This is a genomic window from Schlesneria sphaerica (assembly GCF_044336245.1).
GTDB lineage: Bacteria > Planctomycetota > Planctomycetia > Planctomycetales > Planctomycetaceae > Schlesneria > Schlesneria sphaerica.
In genome coordinates this window covers 1796835-1821561 of sequence record NZ_CP172346.1, presented here as the reverse complement: position 1 = coordinate 1821561, position 24727 = coordinate 1796835, and the positions used below count along the sequence as shown (strand labels likewise).

The following is a 24727-nucleotide window of genomic DNA, read 5'->3' as shown; positions in this document are numbered from 1 at the left end:
AGAATGCCGCCCGCGCGTTGAATCACCGTACGGACTCAATCAACGACTTTGAAACGAACTCACCTGCTCCCGGTAATAACAATGACCGTGCGCTTTGACGCACGGTCATCTCGAAGCAGCTTACTGGGCCGGTGCAGCAGCGGGTGCAGCCGGGGCCGTGAAAGGGATCAGATCCGGCTGATACTCACGCACGTCGATTAATGTTCCACCCAGGAACAGGGCGACGAATAAGAGTGAGAAGCAGAATACGATCGCGTGAAACGGGTTGTCGTAGCGCAAGTGCATAAAGTAAACGGCCACCAGTGCTGCTTTCGTGGTCGCGATCGCCATGGTGATCGGAACTTCCCAGGCACCAAGGTGAAATTTCGAGATGACCACCGTGGCAATTGTGAAGAAGATCAGTGCACCGAAAATCGTAAACAACATGCTCAAGGGCATGACGTGGACATGCAGTCCTTGATGGCCATGGTGCCCCACTTCGGTATGGTGCGGCGTCATGGGATTGGCAACCGAGTGTGATTCTGAGTGAGACATGGGTTTACCCAATGAGATACAAGAGTGGGAACAGGTAGATCCAGATCAGGTCGACAAGGTGCCAGTACAGGCCAACGTAGTCGACGGGACCAAAATAGTCTGGCCCAAAATCACCTCGGATCGATCGCCAGACCAGCCATGCGATGGTTCCCATTCCAGCCAGAATGTGAATCGCGTGCAGGCCGGTCATGACATAGTAAATGCTGAAGAAGATCCCCGTGTAGGTCGGATCGAATTCTGCCTGGCCCAGGGGATGCGAAGGGCCATTTCCGATGCTGGCCTGGGGTTCACTGACTTGGCTTTCGGCTGCGTGGCTGTGACCCGCGTGGGCATCAGTCCCCTGAGCTACGTTTGCGTGCTCATCGTGACCGTGGCTTCGATCCCCGCCCTGCTCTGAGTGCGATTCTTCGTGATCGCCACCGTGTTTGACACCGGTGAAGGATTCCTCGATCACGGGAACCATTGTTCCCAGGCCGACGCCGCCGAAGAACGCAACGCTGGTCAGCAGCAGACAGAACCAGAAGGGGGCTGCGATTGGAGACTTCTTGGCTCGCGAGACCGCAAATGCAACGCCCGTGATCATCGTTGCCAGGATCGCTGGAATTGAGAGTACGAGCAGCGCTGGACTGTGTGCCGCATGATCTTTCGGGTTGAACTGAGAAGCCCACAGGATCCCCAGGTCCCACTTGTGGCTGTATTCCACGGCTTTCACGCCCAGGAAGATGCTGGCACACATGAGAGTGATCGTCAGCAAGCGGATCAGCAGCGTCTTCTGACCCAACTGAGCTGCGCGAACTGCCCACGCCATCGTCAGGCTACTGAAAATCAGCACGGCAGTGTTCGTGGCGCCTAATGTCGAATCGAGATAGCGGTCGGCATTCGCGAACGCTTCCGGATGGGTGCTGCGATAGACCGCATAGGCACAGAACAGCCCACTGAAAAAAAGGACTTCAGTGATCAGAAACAGCCACATGCCGAACTTGCCCGCATCAAATTGTTGCTGGGGCGAGCCGAAGTGATGGGCCAGGAACCTCGGATGATCGTCACTGTGATGATGCGAAGTGGCGGAGGGCTCGGCAACTACGCTTGATGAATCGGACATGTGGATTAACCGGATGAAAGTGAGGTACTGGATACGTTCTGAAACGGAATCGTGCGATCAACGCTTAGTGCTTCACAGGGAGCGGAGCGTCATCCGGATCAGGTGCGACTTCTTCGACTTCCACATATCCACCTTCCTTGGGATCATACTGAATGTGGTCGTAGTGGTATGGCTCAGTCACGACAGGTGGCCAGTCAAAATTATGGTGAGGTGGTGGCGAACTGCATTTCCACTCCAGGGTCGAACCACCCCAGGGGTTTGCAGGGGCACGTCGCCCTCTCAGAAGTGAATGCAGCAGCACGCCGGCGGACAAGAACAAACCTGCTCCCAACAGCAGCGCACCAAACGTGCTGAACTGATGGAAGATCTGGAATTCAGGATCGTACTTTGCATATCGCCGGGGCATGCCCCGACTGCCGAGGATGAACTGCGGGAAGAAGGTCGCGTTGAAGCCGACGAAGATGATCAAACAGGCGATTCGAGCAAGGTTCTCGTTGTACATCTTGCCGAACATCTTGGGCCACCAGTAGTGCAGGCCACCCAGGAAGGCGATCAGAGTTCCACCCATCATCACGTAGTGGAAGTGAGCCACAACGAAGTAAGTGTCGTGCAGATGGACGTCGGTAGCGAGGGCGCCGAGGAACAACCCCGTCAGACCGCCGATGCCGAACAGGAAGATGAAAGACAAGGTGTAGCACATGGGGGTCTCAAGGCTGACCGAACCCTTGTACATGGTCGACAACCAGTTGAACACCTTGATGGCTGATGGAATCGATACGCTGAAGGTGAGCGCGCTGAACATCATCGCCGCCAATGGCGACTGGCCACTGACGAACATGTGATGGCCCCAGACCAGGAAGCCCAGCAGTGCGATGGCGATTGAACTGTAAGCGATGAAGCGATATCCGAAGATCGGTTTACGCGAGAAGGTCGAAACCATTTCGCTGATGATTCCCATGGCCGGGAGAATCATGATGTAAACTGCAGGATGACTGTAGAACCAGAAGAAGTGCTGGAAGAGGACCGGATCGCCCCCTCGTGCGGGATCGAAAATACCAATCCCCAGAGCCCGCTCGGCAATCAGCAGCAGACCCGTGATACCGATGACCGGAGTGGCGAGGATCTGAATGATGGATGTTGCGTAGAGGCTCCACAGGAACAGTGGCATGCGGAACCAGGTCATCCCCGCAGGACGCATCATGTTGATCGTCACGAGGAAGTTCAGCCCGGTGAAAATCGAGCTGAAACCCAGAATGAACACACCCAGGCTGGCGGTGATCACACTCGTGTTCGTTGTTGTGCTGTAGGGGGTGTAGAACGTCCAACCCGTATCGAGTCCACCCAGGATCACAGCGGCGAGGAAGAAGATTGCTCCGCCGATCCACAGGTAGAAGCTGGCGAGGTTCATGCGCGGGAAGGCAACGTCTTTGACGCCCAGCATGACCGGAACCATGAAGTTCCCTAATGCGGCGGGAATGCTGGGGATCAGAAACAGAAATGTCATGATCGCCCCGTGCAGGGTGAACATGTGGTTGTACTGGTCTTCGCTCAGGAAGAACTTGCCCGGAAGCAGCAGTTCCAGACGGATCAGCAGCGCCATGATCCCCCCGGCCAGGAACGATGCCAAGATGGCGACCAGGTACATCACCCCGATCCGTTTGTGGTCAAGCGTGAAGGCCCAGGACTTCCAGCCACTTGAGCATGAGAGGTAATCCTCTTCTCCGTGGCCATGAACGTGAGCGGTGGCGGTGCTCAGATGCGATTCGGACATTATTTTTTCTCAGGCGAAATAGTGTGTTTCGAAAACCAGAGCGAACGTTACTCTTTTGGCGTCGCTTCCGGATTCAAGCTTTTGATGTAAGCGATCAGTGCGTCGATTTCATTGTCCCGCAGGCGACCCTGGTAGGTGGGCATGACCGGCTGGAATCCTGCGCGGATCTGGGCCAGTGGTTCCAGGATTGAACGACGCAGGTAGTTTTCTTCGATCGTGACTGATTCGCCGTTCGTCAGACGCTGCTGCGTGCCAAATGTTTTGGCGAATGAAGGACCGGCCTTCCCCTGCACATTGTCATCAATGGCGTGACACTGAGCGCACCCTTGTCGCTTGTAAAGCAACGCACCAAGTTCTGCTGGCGGCAGGTTGTTCGTCTTGTCAGTCTCGATCCTCAACCACTGTTCAAAATCGGCTGGTTCGTGTACGACGACATTGGCGACCATGGTCGAGTGCTTCTGACCGCAGTACTCGGCACAGTACAGGCGATGCGTCCCAGCTCCGGTTGCGCGGAACCACATTTCAGTATACCGGCCGGGGACAAGGTCTTGCTTCACGCGGAAGGCAGGTACGAACAAGCTATGGATCACGTCCATCGATGACATCAGTAGTCTGACAGGACGGTCAGCGGGAACATGCAGATCCTCCATCACCAGACCATTGGGGTACTCAAATGCCCAGCTCCATTTGCGGGCGGTCACCTTGATCTCGTACGCACCTTCAGGAACGCGTCGAAGGTCGAGGAAGATCAGAAATCCAGCCGCAAAAATGGCGAGAAGAATGAAGCCAGGAAGGACCGACCAGGCGATCTCGAGAGGAGTGTTGTGCGAGGCACTTGGCTGTGCATCGTGTCCGGGGCGCCTGCGATAACGCAGGACGAAATAAACCATGACGCCAACAATGATCGCAAAGAAAAATGCGCTGATGGCGGTAATGGCATAAAACAGCCAGTCGATGGCCGGAGCGAAGTCGGATCCCTGTGTTGGGAATACGAGCGTCTCGCCAGAGGATTGTCCCCACACCGCGTGCAGGGTACTGAGCATTGTCGACGTCATCATGTCAAATTTTCCGAAACAATCGGCGCAGCGGCTGCAGAAGCGGGATTGGTAAACCTGGCGATTGCTCGCTTCCAGGGAAGGAAAAACAGGGCCAGCACAATTACGGTGGCTGCTGCTCCAGTTTTCATCAGACTTACTGCTGCCGGAGCATAGTTCCCCGAAGTGGCATCATAGTGAAAGCAAAATAACAGGACCTGGTCGAAAGTGGTTCCGATTCGTCCTTGTGCCGCCTCGACCAACGACAACTGAACCGTCTTGGGTTCGAATCGGATACCGTAGAGGTATCTTGAAACCCGGCCATCGGGAGTGCAGATCATGAAGACTGCGGCGTGAGCGTATTCCTTACGTTCCGGAACATACTGATACTGGAAGCCAATCGCATCTGCCAGTGCACGAATTTGTGGCTCACGCCCCGTCAGAAACGTCCAGCCTTGACCGTCGCCGCGGCCAAATTCACGCAGGTATCCCTGCTTTGCCATTCGAGCTTGCATGGGAGATTCGAGCGGGTCAATACTCACTGAAACCACCCGATAGTCACGGCCCGGTTCCAGCGACATCTCTGCCAATGCCTCGATCATCCCGCGCAGTTTCAAACCGCAAAGCATTGGGCAGTTCGTGTAGTTGAGCGTTAAGACGACGGGACGTGTGCCGTCGAATAGCGATTGCAGCTGCAGCGGCTTTCCGCGTTCATCAACGAACTTGAGATCGAGCGGAAGCTTCTGGTCGAGGTGTTCGACAACGCCGACTCCCTCGAGCTGAGCAACTGGTCGTAGAATCTGCGCAAAGGCTTGAGTTGACACTCCAGCCCCCGTCAAAAACGCAAAACAGATTGCTACGACACACCGGTTCATTCCGTCACAGCTTTCGTGGATTGCTGCTGTTCCTGCACGACCAGCCGCATTGCTTCCGAGATGGGGATACTGACCACGCCTTTTGCCGGATCGACCCAGCCGTATCCGGCCAGGCGGTTCTGCTGCTGTGTCAGACTGTCCGCGAGAACGGCCGGAACAGCACCCGTGATCTTCCGCTTGGATTCGAAGCTGTTCGTCGCGAAGAAGATCGCTTGAGTGGCCAGAATCGTTACGAAAGTCAGGATGGCGGAAATGAATCCGACAACGACGATTGTTGGTGTATCGATCGTGTCATAGCGCTCGAACTGACTCGCGGGATTGAGGGTCCGCGGACTGGCGGGAGCGGCTTTCGCTTCGAGAGTTGCTACAGACATTTTACCACCTTAAACGTTGTGAAAGGCCAGGGACTCTTCAAGCCGAGGGTCGCGGACTGCAACGAACGACTTGGTGGACGCTGTCCGGATAAATCCGGCCAGGAACAGGCTGGAAACTCCCAGCAGTAGCAGAATGTCGCTCAGCGTCGGCCAGACTTGCGAATGGAACTGCGGAATGACATTCCAGTAAATATCAAGGGCGTGCATCAGGAGTAACCAGACAGACCAGAAGGCAAGTGACTTCATGTTCCGTCGGGTATGTCGTGACATCAGTCCGAAAAACGGAATCAGCAGATGCCCGAACAGCAATGTCAGGCTCACCCATTCCCAACCGTTTTCCTGGCGAAGAATTAACCAGCCAGTTTCTTCGGGAATGTTGGCGTACCAGATCAACAGGTACTGCGAGAAGGCGATGTAGCCCCAGAAGAAGTTGAAGCCGAACAACAGCTTTGCGAGGTCATGATAATGTTCGACAGTGACTTCAGGGCCAATGATCTGTCGCTTCTGGAGGTACATGGTTCCGAGGATCATGACGGCCAGGGCACTGACGATCGCTCCTGCGAAGAAATAGATGCCGTAGATCGCGCTGAACCAGTGAGGATCGACCGACATCATGAAATCGAAGGCGAAGAAGTTTGCGGTCAGTGCAAACAGGAGCGTTCCGAGTGGCGCGAGTGCCTGCATCCGGTGAGTATGATTGACATCACCGGTTTCGTCCTGCTGACGTGAGTGAGACAGGAAGAAGCGACCCAGGAGAGTCCAGATGCCGAAGTAGATGACTGTCCGGATTGCGAAGAACGTTGGGTTTAACCAAGGCTGCTTGTGGCGGATCAAATGATCGGTTTCGATGAGCGTGGCATCGTTCCATTCATAGATCGCGTGATTGCCCAGAAACAGCGGAATCACAATCGGCAGACTCAGCAGCGCGACCCAGCCAGCGGAAGCGGCCAGAAGTTCGGCGATGCGGCGAACTACGACACTCCAGCCTGCTCGAACGAGGTGCTGAATGAGTACGAAGAACAAGGCCCCGCATGAGATGCTGGTGACGAATAGGAACGCGACAAGGTAGCCTGCCTGGAATCCCTGCCAGCCAGAGGATCGCTGCTTCAGGAAATCATCCCAATGCGGTGGAAGTTCCTTGCCGAATTGAGACTCTGCCGCGCTGGCGATTTCCGTCAGCGGTCGCCCTGCATACTCGGTGACGGGCTTACCTTCCTTGTCGGCCAGAAGCCGGACAACGCCGACCAGCGCTGTGGGGGCCGATTCAGGATGGTACGTCTGTTCGAGACGCGATTGTCCGCCCAGCAGTGACAGGACTGCAGCGATACCGATGCACGCGAGTCCGGCGAAGAGTGCCTTGCGCGTAGCACCAGGGCCGCGATCCCCCAATGTGCGATCGCGGGTTAAGTCAATCTGTGGATGAGTGTGGTGATCGGCCATGGAAAGCTGAATTACTTCCGGTTTTGGAGAATCGTGGCTTCGTCTTGGGGAACATCGTTCAGCGAAGCACGCTGGCTGCGCTGCAGGGCCTGGACATACAGCACGATGGACCAACGGTCTTCCGGTTCGATCTGTGCTGCGTACCCGGCCATCTTGCGACGTCCGTGAGAAATTGTGTCGAACAGCTTGCCAACAGGCTGAGCCGTAACGATGTCATTCGTGAGATTGGTCGGAGGAACCCAGGTTGGTTCCTGGAGACTGATGGCGCGAAGCGAAATCAATCCATCTCCTTGACCGACAAGTCCGTGGCAAGGAGCACAGTAGATGTTGTATTTGGCCTGTCCGCGAAGCATCCGCGCTTCTGTGACATCATATGGGAACTGAGTCAAGTAATCCGGTTCGACTGGCGGTGCATTCGGATCCGGATTGACGTTCACAGGGGGCTCGCTGGAGGGCTGATATCCCAGGAACAAGGAATCGTCCTCGTGGAAATCACCTAAGGCGACTGTGCCGGGAACCTGCGGACGCATGGAGCGTCCATCGGCAAACAGTTTTGATCGCTGCTGTGGACCGGGGCGATCCTGCGAATCCATGTCTGCGAAGAAGTCGATGCGGGGAGCATCGGATGTCGTGGTTCGAGCCCACGCGATGCCGACGACAGGAACTGTCGCCAGCGTCAATGCAACAGCGACGACTGCACCGAAGAAACTGGGGAGCTTGTCCGACGACTGCGAAGGTGGAACTTCACGAATCGCTACGGCATCAGCCATTCGAAACAGCTCGACGACGTCCTGCTTTTCGTTGTTCGGGTCTGCCGCGTCGACATACAGAAAGAATCGGTCGTTCGTAACGCGACGGAATTGATCCACATCGAGCAGCGGATTGGAATGTTTTGGCAGTCGATTCAATGCCAGCATCCCGAAGAATGTCGTGAAGGCGCTGAGGAGCACGATCACTTCGAACATCACGGGAATGTTGGCCGGGAGGCTGAAAGTTGGCTTTCCGCTGATCAGAAACGGATAGTCAACTGCGTTCATCCACCACTGCATCAAAAGAGCGGCCAGTCCCCCAAACGTTCCGACGATCAGCACAAACCATGGCAAGCGGGTGGGCCGAATGCCAAGTGCGGCGTCAATTCCGTGAACGGGGAAAGGGCTGAACGCATCCGTCTTCGTGAACCCACGGGTTCGAACCAGCTTGGCCGCCCGGATAAGTTCGTCTGGTCCGACGAACTCAGCCAGTACGCCGACAGACGGACGAGAGGATTCATTCACCTCGTCCCGCTGGGCGACATCATCTTCAAGCATAACCGCAGACATTTAGTTACCTGTTATCAGAACCTGGCTTGGGCATGACACTTTTCACTTCGGCCATAGCCACGATCGGCAGATACCGACAGAACAAGAGGAAGAGTGTGAAGAACAGACCGAAACTTCCGGCGAACATGCAGATGTCCACCCAGGTGGGCGAATAGTAGGCCCAACTCGAAGGCAAGAAGTCCCGGCTCAGCGACGTGACGATGATCACGAAGCGTTCAAACCACATCCCGATGTTCACAAAAATGCAGACAATGACCATCAACCACGGTGAGGTGCGGATCTTCTTGCTCCAGAAGAACTGAGGAGCGATCACATTGCAGCTGACCATTGTCCAATAGGCCCAGGCGTAGGGTCCGTATGCCCGGTTAAGGAAAGTGAAACCTTCATAGGGGTTCCCGCCATACCAGGCGATGAAGAATTCAATCCCATAGGCAAAACCGACCATACAGCCTGTGGCAAGGATCACCTTGCACATATTTTCCAGATGCCGCAGCGTGACAAAGTCCTTCAGACCGAACCATTCACGTGCGGGGACCATCAGAGTGATCACCATGGCGAAACCGCTGAAGACCGCACCCGCGACGAAGTAAGGTGGGAAAATCGTGGCATGCCAGCCGGGCAACTGTGCTGTGGCAAAGTCGAAGCTCACGACGGTGTGCACCGAAAGGACCAGCGGAGTGGCCAGGGCGGCGAGCAGCAGGTAAGCCTTCTCGTAGCGATGCCAGTGGCGTGCGGAACCTGTCCAGCCGAGTGCCAGTATGCCGAAGATCACCTGCTTGAATCGGCTCTTGGTTTGATCCCGGAAGGTGGCAAGGTCGGGAATCATCCCCATGTACCAGAACAGCAACGAGACTGTGGCGTAGGTACTGACGGCGAACACGTCCCACAGCAACGGGCTGCGGAAGTTTGGCCACATGTCGAGTCGTGCGGAAGGAACCGGGAAAAGCCAGTAAGCAAACCAGACGCGGCCGACGTGGACGGCGGGGAAGATACCGGCACAACAGACAGCGAAGATCGTCATCGCTTCAGCGAAGCGGTTGATACTGGTGCGCCAGTTCTGGCGGAACAGAAACAAAATGGCGGAGATCAGAGTACCTGCGTGTCCGATACCGACCCAGAACACGAAGTTAACAATGTCCCATGCCCAGAAGACAGGGCTGTTGTTTCCCCACACCCCTACCCCTCGGTAGATCAGATAGCCGATCATCGAGAAGAGCAGCAGCGTAAAGCTTGAGGAGATTGCGAATGCAATGTACCAGGCCAGTGGGGTTTTTCGTTCGGAAATGCCCACGATGGCGTCGGTAACCGAACCATAGTCATGATCCCCGGTAACGAGCGGAGCGCGTTGCGTGGGATCTTCAATCGTCGTATCGACGAGTGTCGCCAGTGAGGAAGCCATTAGACGTGGACCTCCTGACCACAACGATGATCTTTAAGATTCATGGTGTGAGTGGGTACCGAATGATTCTGTGGATGAGTTTCTGAACGAGCCGCAAGCCATGGATGCGGATTGCGGATGCGGGCCAGATACTTGGTCCGTGGCTTGATGTTCAATTCGCTCAACATTGCGTAAGCCCGAGAATCGTTATGGGCCTTGGCAACGTTGCTTTCAGGGTTATTCAGGTCGCCGAAGACGATTGCCTGAGCGGCACACGCCTGCTGACAGGCGGTCTGCACTTCATTGGCCCCAATCGGACGCCCTTCGTTGCGGGCTGTGATCCGTGTATTCTGGATTCGCTGCACACAGTAAGTGCATTTCTCCATGACACCACGGGTCCGCACAGTGACTTCAGGGTTGAGCACCAGGTGCGACAGATCGTTGTTGGTCCCCGGCAACTCGCCGCGATAATCGAGGAAGTTGAAGCGACGAACTTTGTAGGGACAGTTGTTTCCGCAGTAACGTGTTCCGATACAGCGGTTGTAGGCCATGTCGTTCAGACCTTCATCGCTGTGGACCGTCGCTGCAACAGGACAAACCTGTTCGCAAGGAGCGTTCTCGCAGTGATGGCAGGTGACGGGCTGGGTGGCAACCTGCGGCTGTTCTGGATCGCCAGCGAAGTAACGATCGATTCGCAACCAGTGCATCTCGCGGTTCTGTCGAACCTGCTCTGCACCGACAACAGGAACGTTGTTTTCTGACTGGCAGGCAATGGCACACGCGTTACAGCCGATGCATTTATTCAGATCGATGGCCATACCCCAAGCGTGGCCGTCGTACGAATGTTCGGTCCAGGGGCTTTCCAGCGGTGGATGATGAACCTTGTGCTGGGCGAAGTCGGGATGATGGAGGTAGTCATCAAGACTTGCTTCGCGGATCAGGTCACCGATACGACCGTGAATTCCTTCAAGACCAATCTTGTCAATACTGTAGTGGTCCTGCGTCGCGGCCAGTTTTTCAACTCGCCCGGTCGCGGTCACCTTGAGTCCCTGTGCAATATACAGTGCATCACTGGTTCGAAGCGGTGAAACATTGACACCGACCGCAGGGATCGAGTTTTCGGAATCTCCACCCACAAGTCCTGCACGGGTTCGTCCGTATCCAATCGCCACGCTGACGGTTCCCGTCGCCTGACCTGGCAGGATGTAAACGGGAAGCTCGATCTGACGGCCCTGGATTTCCAGCGTGACAACGTCGTGATCTTTGACATTAAGGGTACTGGCCGTCTGAGGACTCATGACGGCAGCGTTACCCCAGGTCAACTTCGTCAACGGATGAGGCAGTTCCTGCAACCAGGCGTTATTAGCGAATCGTCCGTCGAAGATACTGGAAGAACTCGAGAAGTTGAGTTCAAGCTCCCCATTCTTGACTTCCGCGATTGCTTTCCACGAGTCGCCTGCCGCAGGTGCGTCAAACGACTTCAGTTCTGGGGTGATCCGAGCAAAAGCCGTTTCGGCGACATAGCCGTCATGGACTGCGCGGTTCCACTCTTTATCAACTTTCAGGCGAGATGCGGTTCCAACGGCCGTCTGACGTACGACTGCCAGGCTGTCCTTGTTCCCACCCAGTACGCGGCTGAGGAACTCGACTTCGCTGCAGCTTTCAAACAGAGGAGCGATCTGTGGCTGACCAATTCCGTATGTTCCGTCTGTCAGTCGGCAATCCGACCAGCTTTCCAACTGGTGCGAACGAGGCAGGACCCAATTGCAATGAGCTGAGGTCTCATTCGGCGACAGCGTTAAATGGAAGCGGTCAGCAATTCCAGACAAACTCTTGGCGACGTCAAGGTCGGCAGGAGCTGCGTAGACCGGGTTTCCACCGAGAATGAGCAGTGCCTTTGTCTTTCCTGCAGCTGTGTGAGCCACAAAGTCTGCCAGCGATCCTGCTTTTTCAGGAGCAGCGATGCGAGTGAACGAAACCGTCTTACCGACGTTCTTCAACTGTTCGTTGATGCGGTGTGCCAGCGCGTGGACTGCTGGGGGTTGTGACGGTCCCACTGCGATCAGCGATTCGCCTTCGTGATGACGGAGATCATCAATCAGAGCGGCCACGAAACTTTCGGCGTAGCCAGTCGTCTCGCCTGGCGCTGAGGCCGCTTCACCTTTGAGGCCTGCTTCCACCGAGGCGAGGATTTCACCGATCAGACTCGATTTGATTGCCAGACGATGATCGGCAGCGGTTCCGGTCTGGGTGAATTCGGATTCGATGGCGTAGAGTCGCACCATCTTGCCGTCTTGAGGAGACCGTCCGTTGGCGTACTCTCGCGTCAACCGCAACGCGTCGGCATGGGCGCCGAGAAGGTCACAGTCGAGTGCGACGATCACCCGGGCCGACGTGAGGTTGTAATGGGGACGCAAGGCTTCGGCGTATGCAAGCTTGGCGCCTTCGAGGACGTTGGCGTCTGATACGGCCCCATACTCGAACCACCTGGCCTCAGGGAATCGAGCGAGCAGGTCAGTGCGGAGTCGCTCGACAGTTGGACTACTGGTTGGTTCAGCCAGGATGGTCAGTTCAGCACCGCGGGAGGTCTCCCAGCCCTTGGCCAGATCAGCCAGATAAGTGTCGACTTCAAGCCAGGTGCGCGCTTTGGAATCGCGATCCTGCTTTTGTACTGGTGTTCTCGCGCGGTCGGGATCGTAGAGCTCCAGGGCCGTCGCTTGAGCGAATGACGTGCTGGCTCCGCCGGACGACACGTGGTCAGGATTACCATCCAGCTTGATGGGGCGACCGTCGAAGCTGGTGACCCGCAAGGCCTGCGGTACACCAGCGATTTCGAATGTCGTATTGAAATACTTCGGCTTTCCGGGAATACGGTTCGCGGGCCGGGTTGCGAACGGAGCCAGTGTCTCCTGTTCGAAACGGCAACCAACGGAACCGCCGAAAACCAGTGACGCACCCATCAGTTGCAACCAGCGGCGGCGAGAGAATCCGGTGGGGAATTCACTGGCCGCCTTGGGGAACTCACGATGCATCAACTCGAGGAATTCCGGAGTACTCTCCAGTTCAGCGAGACTACGATACCAAGTCTTAGTAGGCATTTGTCGGGGTTACATTCCAGCGGCCATCTTGAGGGCAAAGGCGCTCAATGACGGTCTAGCGGTGGCAAGTCGAACAGCTTGTTCGCGGGTTAATTCCAAGATCGGATTTGACCTGGTGGCCAACCTCTTTAGCAGAGGTCTCTGGTACCCAGGCAAGGTCCGTCACCTTGTCCACAGGACGAAGGTGCTCTTCGGGATTCCGATGACATTCGAGACAGAAGGTCATCGAAAGCGTCTTCTCTTGCGTCACGACATCCATCTGATCGACGCGACCGTGACAGGAGACACAGCTGACACCACGATTCACATGGGCACTGTGATCGAAGTAAACGTAGTCAGGAAGATCGTGAACCCGTTTCCAGGGAATCGATTCCTGAGTCGCAACACTTTGCCGCAGCAGTGCAAGTGCAGGGCTTTCGCTACGAACGGAACTGAATTTGACGGATCCGTTCTCGCTGGCCCCGGAGTGGCAATTGGCACAAGTTGCCGAAGGAGGAATTGCCGCATGAGCTGCCTTGTCTACTGTGTTGTGACAGTAGCGACAGTCCATCTTCAATTGTCCAGCGTGAATGCGATGGCTGAAAGGGATCGGCTGCTTCGGCGCATGTCCTACGCTCAGTGTCTCTGGCGCTGTCGCGGCATAGACAACTGCACACAAATACAAGGCGGATGCACCCAACCCTGCAATCGCGAGGAAAGCGAAGCGGTTGGTCCAGCGAGGAAATGAGAAATACATATGTTCTTTATCAGCGTCGTGCGGTCACCGCCTCAATGAGGCGTAACGAAGTTCGAGACAGACACCATGACAGGCTGGGGGCGTCGAGCGCACCAATCTGGTCGTTATTGTCGACGAAGTATAGGCTCGAAGACGATCCCAATCACTGCGACAAATCGTCGCGGAATTTGCATCAGAAGTGGTCGATGCAAGAGGCTTTACGGATCAACAACCGTTGAAGGATCGTCGTTATAACTGATTTTTTTTCAGTTTCCGCTGCAGGGTTCTGCGAGGAATTTCGAGTAGCTTCGCGGCCTGAGAAATGTTCCCGCTGCACTCGGAAAGAACCCGTTGAATATGATTCCATTCGGCTTCGGCAAGTGAAGGGGCACGAAGCTCAGTTTCTTCGTGAACAATTCCCATTTCGTTGGCGGGCTCGAAGGCAGCGAGAATCTCTGTTGCATCGGCCGGCTTTGTTACGTAGTTCACAGCTCCGGCACGGATTGCGGTGATCGCGTTGGCAATACTGCCCCAACCGGTCAAAATCACGACTCGCGTTTTTGCACATTTTTCGCGCATTCGAGTCAGCAATTCGAGCCCATTCATTCCCGGCATCTTGATGTCGATCACGGCGATGTCAGGGCAGGATGCGACGACATGTGCGAGGGCCTCTTCGGCATTTCCCGCAGAAAGAACGTCATAACCGCGTGAACTGATTGCGGTGGCCAATCGCGTTCGCAGGATATCGTCATCATCAGCGATCAGGCAGGACTTGGCTTTCATCGTCGTCATCAGTCAATTATCCATTGCCGCGTTGACAACTCGCTGGAGAGGAACGTGATCTCCATCAGCTCATGTGCACCTGGATGCAAGTTCTGTGCGAGGTGTGCGGTGAAAATCAAAAATCGTCAATTCAAGCCACATGGATGAATTAAAATAAGCCTGTTGCGTTTCCAAGAGGGTCGATCGAAAAACTTCGGTCTTGCGAAACTTCGCGCGGAATTGAGATGGATACAACGGTTCCGCGGCCCGGTTTAGATGAATATTCAAGCGTTCCACCGAGTCGTTCGACCACGTTGCGTGCGAGGTAAACTCCCAGACCCATCCCCTTCCCAGGTTCTTTCGTCGTAAAAAATGGCTCACCAATCCGGCGAAGTGTCTCGGGAGCGATCCCCGCTCCCTGATCCTCAATCTTCATTGTAACATTGAAACCGGCCGTCGCTGCGTAAAGTGTGACCTTTTGCGGGTGTCCCGCAGCATCGATGGCATTCTTGACGAGTGCCCGAACGGCCTGAGCCAACCCTTCGATCGGAGCACGAAGGATCAATGATTCAATCGCAGGGTCGTACGCAAGTTTGACGGCAGCGCGTGTATCAACCCCCTCAGTACACTCACGAATCAGCTCGCCCAATGTGATTGTAGAGATCGACTCCCCGATCACCAACCCCGCATCGCTGGACATCCGATCGAGAATGTCTCGACATCGATCCAGTTCTGTACGAATCAATGCGATGTCGGCCACAGTCTGATCCGACACGGTGCGGTTCATCAACTCGAGTTCGACTTCTTTCATAATCACAGCGATGGTGGAAAGGGGCGTCGCCAGCTCGTGTGCGGCGCCGGCGGCCAGAGTTCCCAGGGAATCGAGTCGCTCGTTCCGCGCATTTTCCTGGGCCAGTTCCCGAATATGATCTTCCAACCGCTGGATCTGACCACGAATTCGCGTGATGAAGAGCACGATGATGCTGCTGCACGCGGCGTACGCGACAAACGAACCAAGGCGGGAAATCGTCATTCCCAGAGGCAACGCTCCGCGCATTGCTTGCGCCGGATCGAGTTCAGCCAGCGGTCGATACCACGAGTTCAGAAGTGCGACGCAGCCGATTCCGAGCAGCGTCAGGAACCAGACCCATCCCTGTGGCAGCAGAATGGCTGCCAGGACGATGTTCACAAAGAAAAAAGACGTGAAGGGGTTAGAGATTCCCCCCGTCAGATAGAGAAGTGCTGTCAGGGCCGCCAGGTCGAACGCCATCGTCAACCCCAACACCTGCTGCCAGTAAGTGCTGGAGAATCCGGGAAACCGTGCCGGAATGATCCGATGAGCAATCATCAGGCCTACGTTCAGTACGGAGGTCAGCCCCAGAACCATCAACAGGGGACGGAGAGGAAGACTCACCCCCAGCAGTCCCTGCACCGCAAGAATCGTCAGCAGCTGTCCCGACACGGCGACCCACCGCAGCGCAATCACTCCGCGGACATTGATCTCTGTCCGGGCGTCAATATCATAGGACAGGTTGAGCTTCCGCGGTTCCTCTGATGAAGAGGCGAGGCTTTGCACTTGATCTATCGGCATAATTTTATCTGCCCGATCGCGTTCAAAAGGTGACGACAACGTTGATCGCCCAGACGAGTCAATCGAGCATTATGGGAAGGCGTTCAATGTCCACACCCGCAGACCTCACTGTCGACTCAATGCAGGATTCTCGGCGTCCGGGCCTGAAACTGAATAGCCGAAGTTTAACCCTGTTGTTCGGCGGAGTGCTATTCTGCCCGATCGCGATTATCGCGTTTCTGTACCTCATCCTGCCCGCCGCGCATGATCGACCGCTACCCGTTCAGGTGACGATGATCGACGAGGCGGGCAAATCGCGATCGATGCGCCTCGTCAACGCCGGTGATGTTGCGCTGCAGAGCGTGCGCATCGAAGTGAACGGAGCATTCGCCTACTTCCCTCAGGCCCCCTTGCAGCCCAAGGATGGGGTGGAAGTGTCGCTCGATTGGTTCATGAAGAAAACGGGTCAACATCTGGACCCGGACCGCACGGAAATTCGTACGGTCCATGTGTCGGCACGCCTTCCCGGTAACCAGCGCGCAGTCACGATGATCGAATTTTAAGGTCGTGGGACGGCGATGCGATGGGAAACGTGTCTTCCATTGATCGTGCGGAAGCGGAAGAGATCGTGCATCGCTTTACTCGGACTTGTAAGCGAGCCGATTGTTAACCGAGCTGGGTGATGGTATCGCTTGTAGAAAGAACCGCGTTCGCGAGAAATCCGTAGTTGATGAGGGCCGCCTTGTAGCCGTCGCCGATGGTGGGATGGCGGGGAGCGGCCGTCGCGTCTTTGACGACCGCAACCTCGAAGCCTTGTTCCAGCAACTCGCGCAGATGACTTTCAACACACAAGTTGGCGAGCATCCCGGCCAGGATGACCCTATTGATTCTGCGCTTGCGCAACTGCAGAACCAGATCATTCGTCTGGGGCCCCCACATCTTGTGCGGGCTGACAACGACCGTACTTTCATCCTCAATGTAGGGTCTGAAACGGTCCAGCCAGTCAGCTCCTGATCCCAACAGCCCCTCGCGACCCAGCGGGTCTGGACGGAAAAACTCTCTGCTCTTCAACATCAATTCTTCGACAATTCCACCGTACTTCCACCCCTGATCGTGAGGATAAAGGTAGTGGGGTGAAATAAAGGTCTGATAGTTCTGCTTCTTTGATTCCGCGAACAACGCAGCCAGATTTTCGACGGTGTTGTTTTCCTGGATGCTGTCACCCACGAGAGCCCATGAGAGTCCCTTTTCACTCAGCACATCGTTCTGCGGATCAATGACAACAAGCGCTGTATCAGCGGGGTTGAACTGCATGATCGGATTCCTGTTTTGAGTAGCGGTCCAGCGGCGGTGAATTGCATTTCCTACTTTGATTCTTGATGACCGGTGCGGGCATTCGCGTGAGCGACGGTCAATGATCGGTGACAATGATTCCAAGGGTGTCTGAGTGGTTCGGTGGGAACTGCCAGGCGAACTCCCGTTCGCCTGTATCGAGTAGAAGTGAGATCGCCTGCTCGACAGTGCCATGAAAAGTCTGTACGAGCGGGTGATTCTGATGTTGCGCTCAGTAAACCCACTTCGTGCCGAACAACGTAAGCTGTTCGGGTGAACTTCGTCATTTACCGGTCAACTGCGCGGGAAACTCATGCAGCTTAACGGTTATCGAATTCAACGGACGTCGGGAATGCCGGGGTGATCGGCCGGTCGTGCCCCGGGGGCAGGCCAGTCAAACTTTCGATCGGACTGTTCAATCATCACGTCGTTGATGCTTGCTTCACGACGGCGCATCAGTCCTGAATCATCGAAGTGCCAGAGTTCATTGCCGTAGCTTCGATACCACTGGCCTGCCGCATCGTGCCATTCATACTGGAACCGAACGGCAATACGATCTTCGGTGAAGGCCCATAATTCTTTGACCAGTCGATAGTCCAGCTCTTTCTGCCATTTGGAAGTGAGAAACTGGCGAATCTCGGTTCTGCCGACGATGAACTGGTCTCGATTCCGCCACACCGAGTCTTCGCTGTAGGCCAGCGCGACCCGCTTCGGATCGCGAGAGTTCCAACCATCCTCTGCCGCGCGGACTTTCTTTAGCGCGGTGACAAGAGTGAATGGTGGGACAATCACACCAGACGCTTCAGAGTTGGCCTTCGAATTCATTTCTGACTTCCATTCGCATCAGGGGCCTGAACAACGCAGCAGCACTCGCCATTCGCGAATCAGGTGGCCGCGTTCGATCGCAGGTCAGGTGAGGAGACAGTTTTCATACGTCGGAGAGTCGCCTTTGCTGAGTCAGCCATGGTGACGAGGGCCGCTCCACACATGATGGCGTCTTTGATGACCAGCCGACCTGCGCCCGACAGCAGTGGAAAACCATGTTCGGACGTTCCCAGCGAAGGGACCCAGCATTCGGGCGTTGTAATCAGGAATGACAATGTGACGAACGACATGCCGAAGACCAGGAAGCTTCCGATTGTGGCGGCTTGCGGCAGCCAGGGGTGAAGGGCAATTAGAACACCGAAGGCGACAATGACGGCTCCCAGCCCCAGGGCAAACTCATAGGTGCCGTTTCGCACGTGCCATTCCCGGTTGGCGGGTACCAGTTCCCCTTCCCGGTTTTTATGCTGTCGATATTCGCCGGCAGGCTGGTGGTAGAAAAAACTCATGAATGGGCTATTTGCCACGAAGGGAACAATTCCGTCCGCTTCGTATTTGTAGATCTTCAGCCCGCCGATCCAGACGAGTACCACGATCAGCCCGATGCGCGTCACGGCGATGCCTGCCTGATCGCACTTCGCAGCAAACTCAAACATTGACTTGTACCAGCTCATCAGATTCCTCCTGAATTCAGTTCATTACGGCGATAAAGCCATCAATAAACGTCGATAAATCAAACGGCGTGCCGTAGCGATGAAACTCGATAAGTTATGTTTGGGTAATAGGTTATGATTCTTGTCGGTGGCGTGCCCTGTTACGTAATCTCGTAGAATTACGAAAAATCGTGAACCAAGTTCGAAAACTCGTAATACTGATTTCATGAGCGATCCCAGCGAACCACTGTTGATTGACCCCAAGGGGCTGTTACTTGACCTCGCCCTGCAGCGATCAGTTCCCGAACTGCTGGAACTGATCGTGACCCGGCTGAGTGAGACTCCCCGCATTGGACTTGTAAGGATCTGGCTGACTCAGCCCACCGATGCCTGCACAGGTTGCCGTAGTGCTGACGTTTGCGCCACGCAGTCTCAGTGTCTTCTGCTGGTGGCGAGTGCGGGGCGCTCGATCGCGTCTGCAGGCCTGGAGTGGCGAAACGTCGAGGGCGAATTTCGACATCTTCCGCTGGGGGTGAGAAAGGTCGGACAGATTGCTCTTAAGGGCGAAGCGATTGAAGAGCCGGAATTCTTCGAGCCTTTCCCCGACTGGGTGGCCCGACCCGACTGGATGAGGGCTGAAGGCATTTGTGGTTTTGCTGGCCAGCCATTGATCCACCAAGGGCAAATCCTGGGGGTCCTGGCTCTGTTTTCACGACGACTCATTTGCGAAGAGAATATGGGCTGGCTGCGGATGATCGCGGATCATGCCGCCGCCGCGATCGCGATCGCGCGCGCTTTTACCGAGATTGAGACGCTGAGAAAGCGACTGGAGCTCGAGAATGAATACCTGCGGGAGGAAGCCACCGAATCAGCGGCGTTCGGCGAGTTGATCGGGCATAGCGCCGCTCTCGAAGCAGTCACGCGTCAGATCGACCTGGTCGCTCCGACGGATTCAGCCGTTCTGATCTATGGTGAGAGTGGCACAGGAAAGGAACTCGTTGCACGCGAAATTCATCGACGCAGCAAACGCTCAGACAGACCGTTGATTAAGGTCAATTGCGCCGCTGTACCCCGCGAGCTTTATGAGAGCGAATTCTTCGGACATGTGAAAGGAGCGTTCACGGGGGCGCTGCGCGATCGGGTGGGCCGGTTCGAACTGGCCGAAGGAGGAACACTGTTTCTGGACGAAGTCGGTGAAATACCGCTTGAACTTCAATCCAAGTTGCTCCGAGTGCTTCAGGAGGGGGAACTGGAGCGGGTTGGCGAAGAACGAACTCGTCGTGTGAATGTCCGAATCATTGCGGCCAGCAATCGGGAGCTGCGCAGTGAAGCCGATGCGGGCCGATTTCGGCAAGACCTGTACTACCGACTGAGTGTCTTCCCGATCGAAATTCCACCTCTCAGGAAAAGGTTGGAGGACATTCCGGTCCTTGCAGAGCATTTTCTTGAGCTTTCCTCACGCAGGCTGGGACGACCCAAGCCCCCCCTGACGCTGGCCGCCGTTCAGATGCTCCAGCAATATGACTGGCCGGGCAATATTCGCGAACTGCAGCACGTCATCGAACGCGCCACCATCACCTCCACAAAAGGTCGCCTGAATATCGAGCTGCCTCACCGGGCCAGCAATCATTCACTTCCCGTTTCGGTACCTGAATCCCAAAGCATCCTGACAGCGCCGCAAATCCGCCAATTGGAAGAAGACAATATCCGAGCCGCGCTCAAGCTGACGAATGGCAAAGTCTTCGGGGCCAGTGGTGCGGCCCAACTACTGGAAATGAAACCAACGACATTAGCCTCACGTATCAAGGCACTCGGAATTTCTTGAGTCGTCACGTCTAGCGAGTCAGTGTCCACGGCGACAGGGCAGATGGGGGACCCACGCGTGAGTCGCGGGGAATCGATGGCATTAAAAGCGAACGGGTGCAACCCCGTTTTGCGTTCGGTGAAACTCTTGATTACAGGGTGTTTTGTGGACTCGCGGTTTGGGGTTCAACTTTGCAGGACATCAGTTGGGGTGTCCATTGCCAGGTGGCGAGGTGATGTTTCTTGGTCCAAGCTCGCATTCGTTTGACCTGTTCATCCCAACGGCGACTGATCACCAAGGCGCGCAGTTGCAACATTTCTTCCGCGTGATGTTCTCGCCAGAAGACGCCGTTTCCTTTCAGCCGCAGGTTGATGACTCGGCGGATACTGCTTTCAATGGCACCGCTTCCCAGGGGGAGACCGCAGCGACGAAATTCGGCATAGTTCAATCGTCCCGCATCCCCGTGTCGCTGGAGGTAGTTCAATTCGGTTTGAAGTTCCGCGTTGGTGGGTTCGTCTTCAGCAAACACTCGTAGTTCCTGGACGACGTATTCCCATTCTCCGTTACGTAGTCGCGTGCGAAGATCCCGATACAGGGGCATCCGCTGTTCCGTGGTCACGCCGAGCGTGGCTAACGCTCGTGAGATATGATGCACGGCATGGCAGGTATCCAGAACCTGATGAATCACGACCTCCTTCGGAATCCGCGCTTGAGCCACGATTTGATCGACGCGGTCCCAGATCCAGACCGCTCCATCACTGACAAAGGTCAGGCTCAGTGCCTTGGCTGCTCCCAGGCGATGCAAGTGCATGGCAACCAGTTCCGCCATAGCGTCAGGTCCCGCAAACGTCCCATCCATTGTCATGCGTGACTTCTTCTCCAGGCGCCCCTGCTCATCATGAATGAAGATCGTCATCAACTTGGGTTCGCGCCATTCGCCATCGAACGTCCGTTTTGCGAGGCGCTTAGAGCGTCCCGGCGCATCACTGATAATCAAACCGTCTTCGTTGAGTTGTTCTGCATGAGGCGTTGCCGCTCGCAGTTTTCCACGGAGTTTCGTCCGGCCGCCGTCGATCTGGATCGACACACGCTTCCCCGACAGTTCGTTTGTCGATGCCAAAGTTCCAGCACGCCAGGAGGCCAATTCTGCCGTTCGTAGCTTCAGCAGTTTCTCACCGCACTGCTGAGAAATCCGCCGCACCGTTTTGAGATTGAGCGACAGTCCCTGACGCTCCAGTTCCTCACAAGCCAGTTCAAACGAGGGACACAGAGCCGACTGCCGAGAGACCGTACTCTCCAGCCCGGGAGAGACTTTCTTTCCCAGCCCGAATTGCACCTGTTCAATCTGTAGGCCCGAGACTGATTCTTCCTTCTGCAGACCATTCCCGCGACGACGACTCGCTTCACAGTAAAGCGACGTGATCCACATGACCACGCCCCCCAGAAGCCGAACCGACATCTTTCGATCACGCCCCTTGGATAGCGGAATCGAATAGTCTTGTCGCGTCTGCTCGGCGGCAGCGGCAAATTCCGGTGTCTGCATCACGACTGATGCCAAGCCCGCCACGACCATCCCCGCACCCCGCGCGAACTCCCGCTGGACTTCCAACTCAAGGGCTTCCAGACTCAGCGGGTCTCCTTTCAGACGACGTTCCCACTCCCCCAGCTTCGGAAACACCTCGCCACTGAATCGGAAGAGCATCTCCGAAACGGATTTAATAAACTCACCATCCCGACCGTCCAAGGAAATCCCTCCCATTCGACCGCCCTCCATTGCGATCTCGGTGCCGAATCCATCCAATCCTCGATTGGACAACAGCAGGGAAGAATAACACAGACTCAGAGATCACTCAGCAAATAATCACTTCTCCGTACTCGACCGCAAAACGGGATTGCACCCAAGCGAACGGTGTGGAGAGGACTCTATATGCGGTCCTCACCACACCGTCATTTTATCGCGTTACTGACTTGAGCGGATTATTTATTCAGGTCACGCTTCCAGTAGCGGAGCTTTCGGCAGTGTGAGACGAAGTTGCTGGAGTCTTCGGGTGATTTCAGCGCGATGATTCCATCATCAGGTTTCTCAGGACCCCCGGCCTTCTTTAATAGCTGGCTGCCCCCTTCTGTCACGCCGATGAACTTATGATGGGCGAGTGCATCCGCAATAAAGTCCCGTGCTGGTGGTTTGCGGCTGAGCTTATCGACGGCATCCTCAGGGACGGCCAGGACGACCGCATCGAACAGGACTGAGGGGGCTCCATCCAGCTTCTGATCGACGGTGAGTGCTTCACCTTTTTTCGTTTTGACCTTTCCAACATGCGGAGCGATCAATGTCATCCCCGCCCCTTCTTTCTTGAGTGCCGCTTTCAGCCCTTCGAGTAATCCATCGTCGACGCCATCGGCGACCAGGACACCCACGTTCCTCCCGGCGAATGACTTGGGGCCGTTCTTCAAGATGCTCAGGGCGTTCGAGGCATTCAGTTGCTTCGTCGGTTTGGCAGCCTTGATCGGTTCGGGTAACTGAGTAATCCCCAGCTCCGTCGCGACAGTCGTGGCGAGTGTTGCGTCGATATTGCGGAGATGAGCCACCATTCGTTCGCGGATCTTTGGGGTTTCGACTTTGCTCAGTTCAAAGACGAGGGCGTCTGCAATGTGCTGCTGTTCGGTCTCAGTCTGGCTGAGATAGAACTGGCGCGCCTGGCTGTAGTGGTCAGCGAATGTCTCGGATCGAGCGCGGACCTTCTTCCCCTGAATTTCTTCGGGATACGATCGGAAGCCTTTCTTGGGGGACTCGCGGGGGCCTCGTTCATCATCACCCCATGAGTTCGGCTCATAGTTTACTCGGCCTTTGGGGTTAACGAAGTTCATGTGACCGTCCTGCTGGAAGTTGCGGACCAGGGCCTTGGCCGCATTGATCGGCAATTGAGTGAAATTCACACTTCCCAGACGTTTCAGTTGCGTATCCAGGTACGAAAAGTTCCTTCCCTGCAGCAGCGGGTCATTCGTGAAGTCCAGCCCGGGAACAATGTTCTGGGTACAGAATGCAACCTGTTCGGTTTCGTGGAAGAAGTTGTCAACGCAACGATCAAGAACCAGTCGGCCGACAATCCGGACAGGGACTTCCTCTTCAGGGATGATCTTGGTGGGGTCCAGGATATCGAAGCCGAACTGGTCCGCGAATTTTTCGTCGAATAATTGCAGTCCGAGTTCCCATTCAGGGAAGTCTCCATTCTGAATCGCGTTCCAGAGGTCTCGACGATGGAAGTCAGGGTCGGCTCCGTTAATCTTTACTGCTTCATTCCAGACGACCGATTGCAGACCCAGCTTCGGTTTCCAGTGGAACTTAACGAAGGTCGATTTTCCCTCGGCATTCACCAGACGGAACGTGTGTACGCCGAAACCTTCCATGAATCGGTAGGACCGTGGAATCGCCCGGTCTGACATGACCCACATCACCATGTGCATACTTTCGGGGGTGAGGGAAATGAAGTCCCAAGCGTTATCGTGAGCGGTCTGAGCTTGCGGGAAACCTCGGTCAGGCTCGGGACGAAAAGCGTGAACCATATCCGGGAACTTGATCGGGTCCTGAATAAAGAAGACCGGGATGTTGTTTCCGACAAGGTCCCAGTTCCCCTCTTTCGTATAGAACTTGACCGCAAAACCCCTTGCGTCACGAGCCAGATCGGGCGACCCTCGGCTGCCCACAACCGTCGAAAATCGGACGAAGACCGGGGTTTTCTCGTTGGCTCGCTGGAAAAGGTCTGCCTGAGTGACATCCGTCAGCGGCTTATAGTTTTCAAAGTAACCGTGAACACCGAATCCCCGCGCGTGCACAACTCGCTCTGGAATGCGTTCGTGGTCGAAATGAAAGATCTTCTCACGGAAATGGAAGTCCTCCAGCAGGGCAGGACCTCGCGGTCCTGCTCGGAGAGTATTTTGATCGTCTGAGACAGGGACTCCTTGACCCGTTGTCAAAATATCCTTGTCGGACTTCGCGGTCTGGTGAGTTTCTCCGGCTGACTTATCCGAAGAGTCTTTTCCTTCTTCACCGCTGCTCGCTGCGGCGGTGATTCCGACCACCAGACCGAATACGAGCGCTCGCACAGCGCACTTCCAGGGTGAAAGTCTTTGCATACTTCGATCC

At 55.6% G+C, this 24727-nt stretch carries 20 protein-coding genes; 2 read left to right on the top strand and 18 right to left on the bottom strand.

The window, feature by feature from the left end:
• Positions 1-120 precede the first annotated feature (120 nt).
• From ACGY09_RS06725 to ACGY09_RS06665, 13 genes are all read right to left on the bottom strand, one after another.
• A complete protein-coding gene (locus tag ACGY09_RS06725; RefSeq protein ID WP_373651039.1) occupies positions 121-534 on the bottom strand; it encodes a cytochrome C oxidase subunit IV family protein in 414 nt (137 codons plus the stop codon).
• 4 nt (positions 535-538) lie between these two features.
• Positions 539-1636, bottom strand: a complete 1098-nt coding sequence (locus tag ACGY09_RS06720) for a cytochrome c oxidase subunit 3 (protein ID WP_397570966.1) — start codon at positions 1634-1636, stop codon at positions 539-541.
• Positions 1637-1700: 64 nt separating this feature from the next.
• Positions 1701-3407, bottom strand: coding sequence for a cytochrome c oxidase subunit I (gene ctaD, locus ACGY09_RS06715; RefSeq protein ID WP_373651041.1), 1707 nt, complete (start codon positions 3405-3407; stop codon positions 1701-1703).
• A 47-nt stretch (positions 3408-3454) separates the two neighbouring features.
• A complete protein-coding gene (gene coxB / locus ACGY09_RS06710; protein WP_373651042.1) occupies positions 3455-4465 on the bottom strand; it encodes a cytochrome c oxidase subunit II in 1011 nt (336 codons plus the stop codon).
• Complete coding sequence (locus ACGY09_RS06705) at positions 4462-5265, bottom strand: SCO family protein (RefSeq protein WP_373651043.1); 804 nt, start codon at positions 5263-5265, stop codon at positions 4462-4464. Before ACGY09_RS06705 ends, coxB begins: the two co-directional genes overlap by 4 nt.
• Before the next feature lie 47 nt (positions 5266-5312).
• Positions 5313-5690, bottom strand: coding sequence for a hypothetical protein (locus tag ACGY09_RS06700; RefSeq protein WP_373651044.1), 378 nt, complete (start codon positions 5688-5690; stop codon positions 5313-5315).
• Positions 5691-5699: 9 nt separating this feature from the next.
• A complete protein-coding gene (locus ACGY09_RS06695) occupies positions 5700-7130 on the bottom strand; it encodes a quinol:cytochrome C oxidoreductase (RefSeq protein WP_397570965.1) in 1431 nt (476 codons plus the stop codon).
• Positions 7131-7141: 11 nt separating this feature from the next.
• Entirely contained in the window at positions 7142-8449 is a 1308-nt protein-coding gene (locus ACGY09_RS06690) for a quinol:electron acceptor oxidoreductase subunit ActD (RefSeq protein ID WP_397570964.1), read from the bottom strand.
• Positions 8450-8453: 4 nt separating this feature from the next.
• A complete protein-coding gene (gene nrfD, locus ACGY09_RS06685; RefSeq protein ID WP_397570963.1) occupies positions 8454-9848 on the bottom strand; it encodes an NrfD/PsrC family molybdoenzyme membrane anchor subunit in 1395 nt (464 codons plus the stop codon).
• On the bottom strand, positions 9848-12925 hold the full coding sequence (locus ACGY09_RS06680; protein ID WP_397570962.1) for a TAT-variant-translocated molybdopterin oxidoreductase: 3078 nt from the start codon (positions 12923-12925) through the stop codon (positions 9848-9850). Before ACGY09_RS06680 ends, nrfD begins: the two co-directional genes overlap by 1 nt.
• Before the next feature lie 55 nt (positions 12926-12980).
• Positions 12981-13661, bottom strand: coding sequence for a cytochrome c3 family protein (locus ACGY09_RS06675; RefSeq protein WP_373651049.1), 681 nt, complete (start codon positions 13659-13661; stop codon positions 12981-12983).
• Positions 13662-13889: 228 nt separating this feature from the next.
• Positions 13890-14432 carry a response regulator transcription factor gene (locus tag ACGY09_RS06670; protein ID WP_397570961.1) on the bottom strand — a complete coding sequence of 181 codons (543 nt, stop codon included), beginning with the start codon at positions 14430-14432 and terminating at the stop codon, positions 13890-13892.
• A gap of 139 nt (positions 14433-14571) precedes the next feature.
• Positions 14572-15993: an ATP-binding protein gene (locus ACGY09_RS06665; RefSeq protein WP_397570960.1), complete on the bottom strand. Its 1422-nt coding sequence runs from the start codon at positions 15991-15993 to the stop codon at positions 14572-14574.
• A gap of 86 nt (positions 15994-16079) precedes the next feature.
• Here ACGY09_RS06665 and ACGY09_RS06660 point away from each other — a divergent pair, with 86 nt between their 5' ends.
• Positions 16080-16535 carry a hypothetical protein gene (locus tag ACGY09_RS06660; RefSeq protein WP_397570959.1) on the top strand — a complete coding sequence of 152 codons (456 nt, stop codon included), beginning with the start codon at positions 16080-16082 and terminating at the stop codon, positions 16533-16535.
• Positions 16536-16638: 103 nt separating this feature from the next.
• Here ACGY09_RS06660 and ACGY09_RS06655 read toward each other — a convergent pair whose 3' ends face one another.
• The 3 genes from ACGY09_RS06655 to ACGY09_RS06645 all read right to left on the bottom strand — a co-directional run bounded on the left by ACGY09_RS06655 (position 16639) and on the right by ACGY09_RS06645 (position 18800).
• The gene (locus ACGY09_RS06655) at positions 16639-17286 is read right to left on the bottom strand and encodes a cysteine hydrolase (RefSeq protein WP_397570958.1); all 648 of its coding nucleotides are present in this window, start codon (positions 17284-17286) and stop codon (positions 16639-16641) included.
• 354 nt (positions 17287-17640) lie between these two features.
• Positions 17641-18129, bottom strand: coding sequence for a DUF1348 family protein (locus ACGY09_RS06650; RefSeq protein ID WP_397570957.1), 489 nt, complete (start codon positions 18127-18129; stop codon positions 17641-17643).
• A gap of 59 nt (positions 18130-18188) precedes the next feature.
• Entirely contained in the window at positions 18189-18800 is a 612-nt protein-coding gene (locus tag ACGY09_RS06645; protein ID WP_397570956.1) for a DUF417 family protein, read from the bottom strand.
• 205 nt (positions 18801-19005) lie between these two features.
• Between ACGY09_RS06645 and ACGY09_RS06640 the strand changes: the two genes are divergently transcribed.
• The gene (locus ACGY09_RS06640) at positions 19006-20604 is read left to right on the top strand and encodes a sigma 54-interacting transcriptional regulator (RefSeq protein WP_397570955.1); all 1599 of its coding nucleotides are present in this window, start codon (positions 19006-19008) and stop codon (positions 20602-20604) included.
• 130 nt (positions 20605-20734) lie between these two features.
• On the opposite strand, the gene ACGY09_RS06635 is transcribed toward ACGY09_RS06640, so the two are convergent.
• Positions 20735-22357 (bottom strand): hypothetical protein, encoded by a 1623-nt coding sequence (locus ACGY09_RS06635; RefSeq protein ID WP_397569182.1) that lies wholly within the window; start codon positions 22355-22357, stop codon positions 20735-20737.
• A gap of 203 nt (positions 22358-22560) precedes the next feature.
• Positions 22561-24717 (bottom strand): catalase, encoded by a 2157-nt coding sequence (locus ACGY09_RS06630; RefSeq protein WP_397570954.1) that lies wholly within the window; start codon positions 24715-24717, stop codon positions 22561-22563.
• Positions 24718-24727: the final 10 nt, after the last annotated feature.

Excerpts from the sequence above, each read along its gene's own strand:
- nrfD (WP_397570963.1), bottom strand. The coding sequence starts at position 9,848 with ATGGCTTCCTCACTGGCGACACTCGTCGATACGACGATTGAAGATCCC.
- ACGY09_RS06630 (WP_397570954.1), bottom strand. The coding sequence starts at position 24,717 with ATGCAAAGACTTTCACCCTGGAAGTGCGCTGTGCGAGCGCTCGTATTC.
- ACGY09_RS06675 (WP_373651049.1), bottom strand. The coding sequence starts at position 13,661 with ATGTATTTCTCATTTCCTCGCTGGACCAACCGCTTCGCTTTCCTCGCG.
- ACGY09_RS06640 (WP_397570955.1), top strand. The coding sequence starts at position 19,006 with ATGAGCGATCCCAGCGAACCACTGTTGATTGACCCCAAGGGGCTGTTA.
- ACGY09_RS06720 (WP_397570966.1), bottom strand. The coding sequence starts at position 1,636 with ATGTCCGATTCATCAAGCGTAGTTGCCGAGCCCTCCGCCACTTCGCAT.
- ACGY09_RS06655 (WP_397570958.1), bottom strand. The coding sequence starts at position 17,286 with ATGCAGTTCAACCCCGCTGATACAGCGCTTGTTGTCATTGATCCGCAG.
- ACGY09_RS06660 (WP_397570959.1), top strand. The coding sequence starts at position 16,080 with ATGTCCACACCCGCAGACCTCACTGTCGACTCAATGCAGGATTCTCGG.
- ACGY09_RS06645 (WP_397570956.1), bottom strand. The coding sequence starts at position 18,800 with ATGAGCTGGTACAAGTCAATGTTTGAGTTTGCTGCGAAGTGCGATCAG.
- coxB (WP_373651042.1), bottom strand. The coding sequence starts at position 4,465 with ATGATGACGTCGACAATGCTCAGTACCCTGCACGCGGTGTGGGGACAA.
- ACGY09_RS06670 (WP_397570961.1), bottom strand. The coding sequence starts at position 14,432 with ATGACGACGATGAAAGCCAAGTCCTGCCTGATCGCTGATGATGACGAT.
- ACGY09_RS06690 (WP_397570964.1), bottom strand. The coding sequence starts at position 8,449 with ATGTCTGCGGTTATGCTTGAAGATGATGTCGCCCAGCGGGACGAGGTG.
- ctaD (WP_373651041.1), bottom strand. The coding sequence starts at position 3,407 with ATGTCCGAATCGCATCTGAGCACCGCCACCGCTCACGTTCATGGCCAC.
- ACGY09_RS06725 (WP_373651039.1), bottom strand. The coding sequence starts at position 534 with ATGTCTCACTCAGAATCACACTCGGTTGCCAATCCCATGACGCCGCAC.
- ACGY09_RS06635 (WP_397569182.1), bottom strand. The coding sequence starts at position 22,357 with ATGGAGGGCGGTCGAATGGGAGGGATTTCCTTGGACGGTCGGGATGGT.
- ACGY09_RS06680 (WP_397570962.1), bottom strand. The coding sequence starts at position 12,925 with ATGCCTACTAAGACTTGGTATCGTAGTCTCGCTGAACTGGAGAGTACT.
- ACGY09_RS06695 (WP_397570965.1), bottom strand. The coding sequence starts at position 7,130 with ATGGCCGATCACCACACTCATCCACAGATTGACTTAACCCGCGATCGC.
- ACGY09_RS06700 (WP_373651044.1), bottom strand. The coding sequence starts at position 5,690 with ATGTCTGTAGCAACTCTCGAAGCGAAAGCCGCTCCCGCCAGTCCGCGG.
- ACGY09_RS06665 (WP_397570960.1), bottom strand. The coding sequence starts at position 15,993 with ATGCCGATAGATCAAGTGCAAAGCCTCGCCTCTTCATCAGAGGAACCG.
- ACGY09_RS06650 (WP_397570957.1), bottom strand. The coding sequence starts at position 18,129 with ATGAATTCGAAGGCCAACTCTGAAGCGTCTGGTGTGATTGTCCCACCA.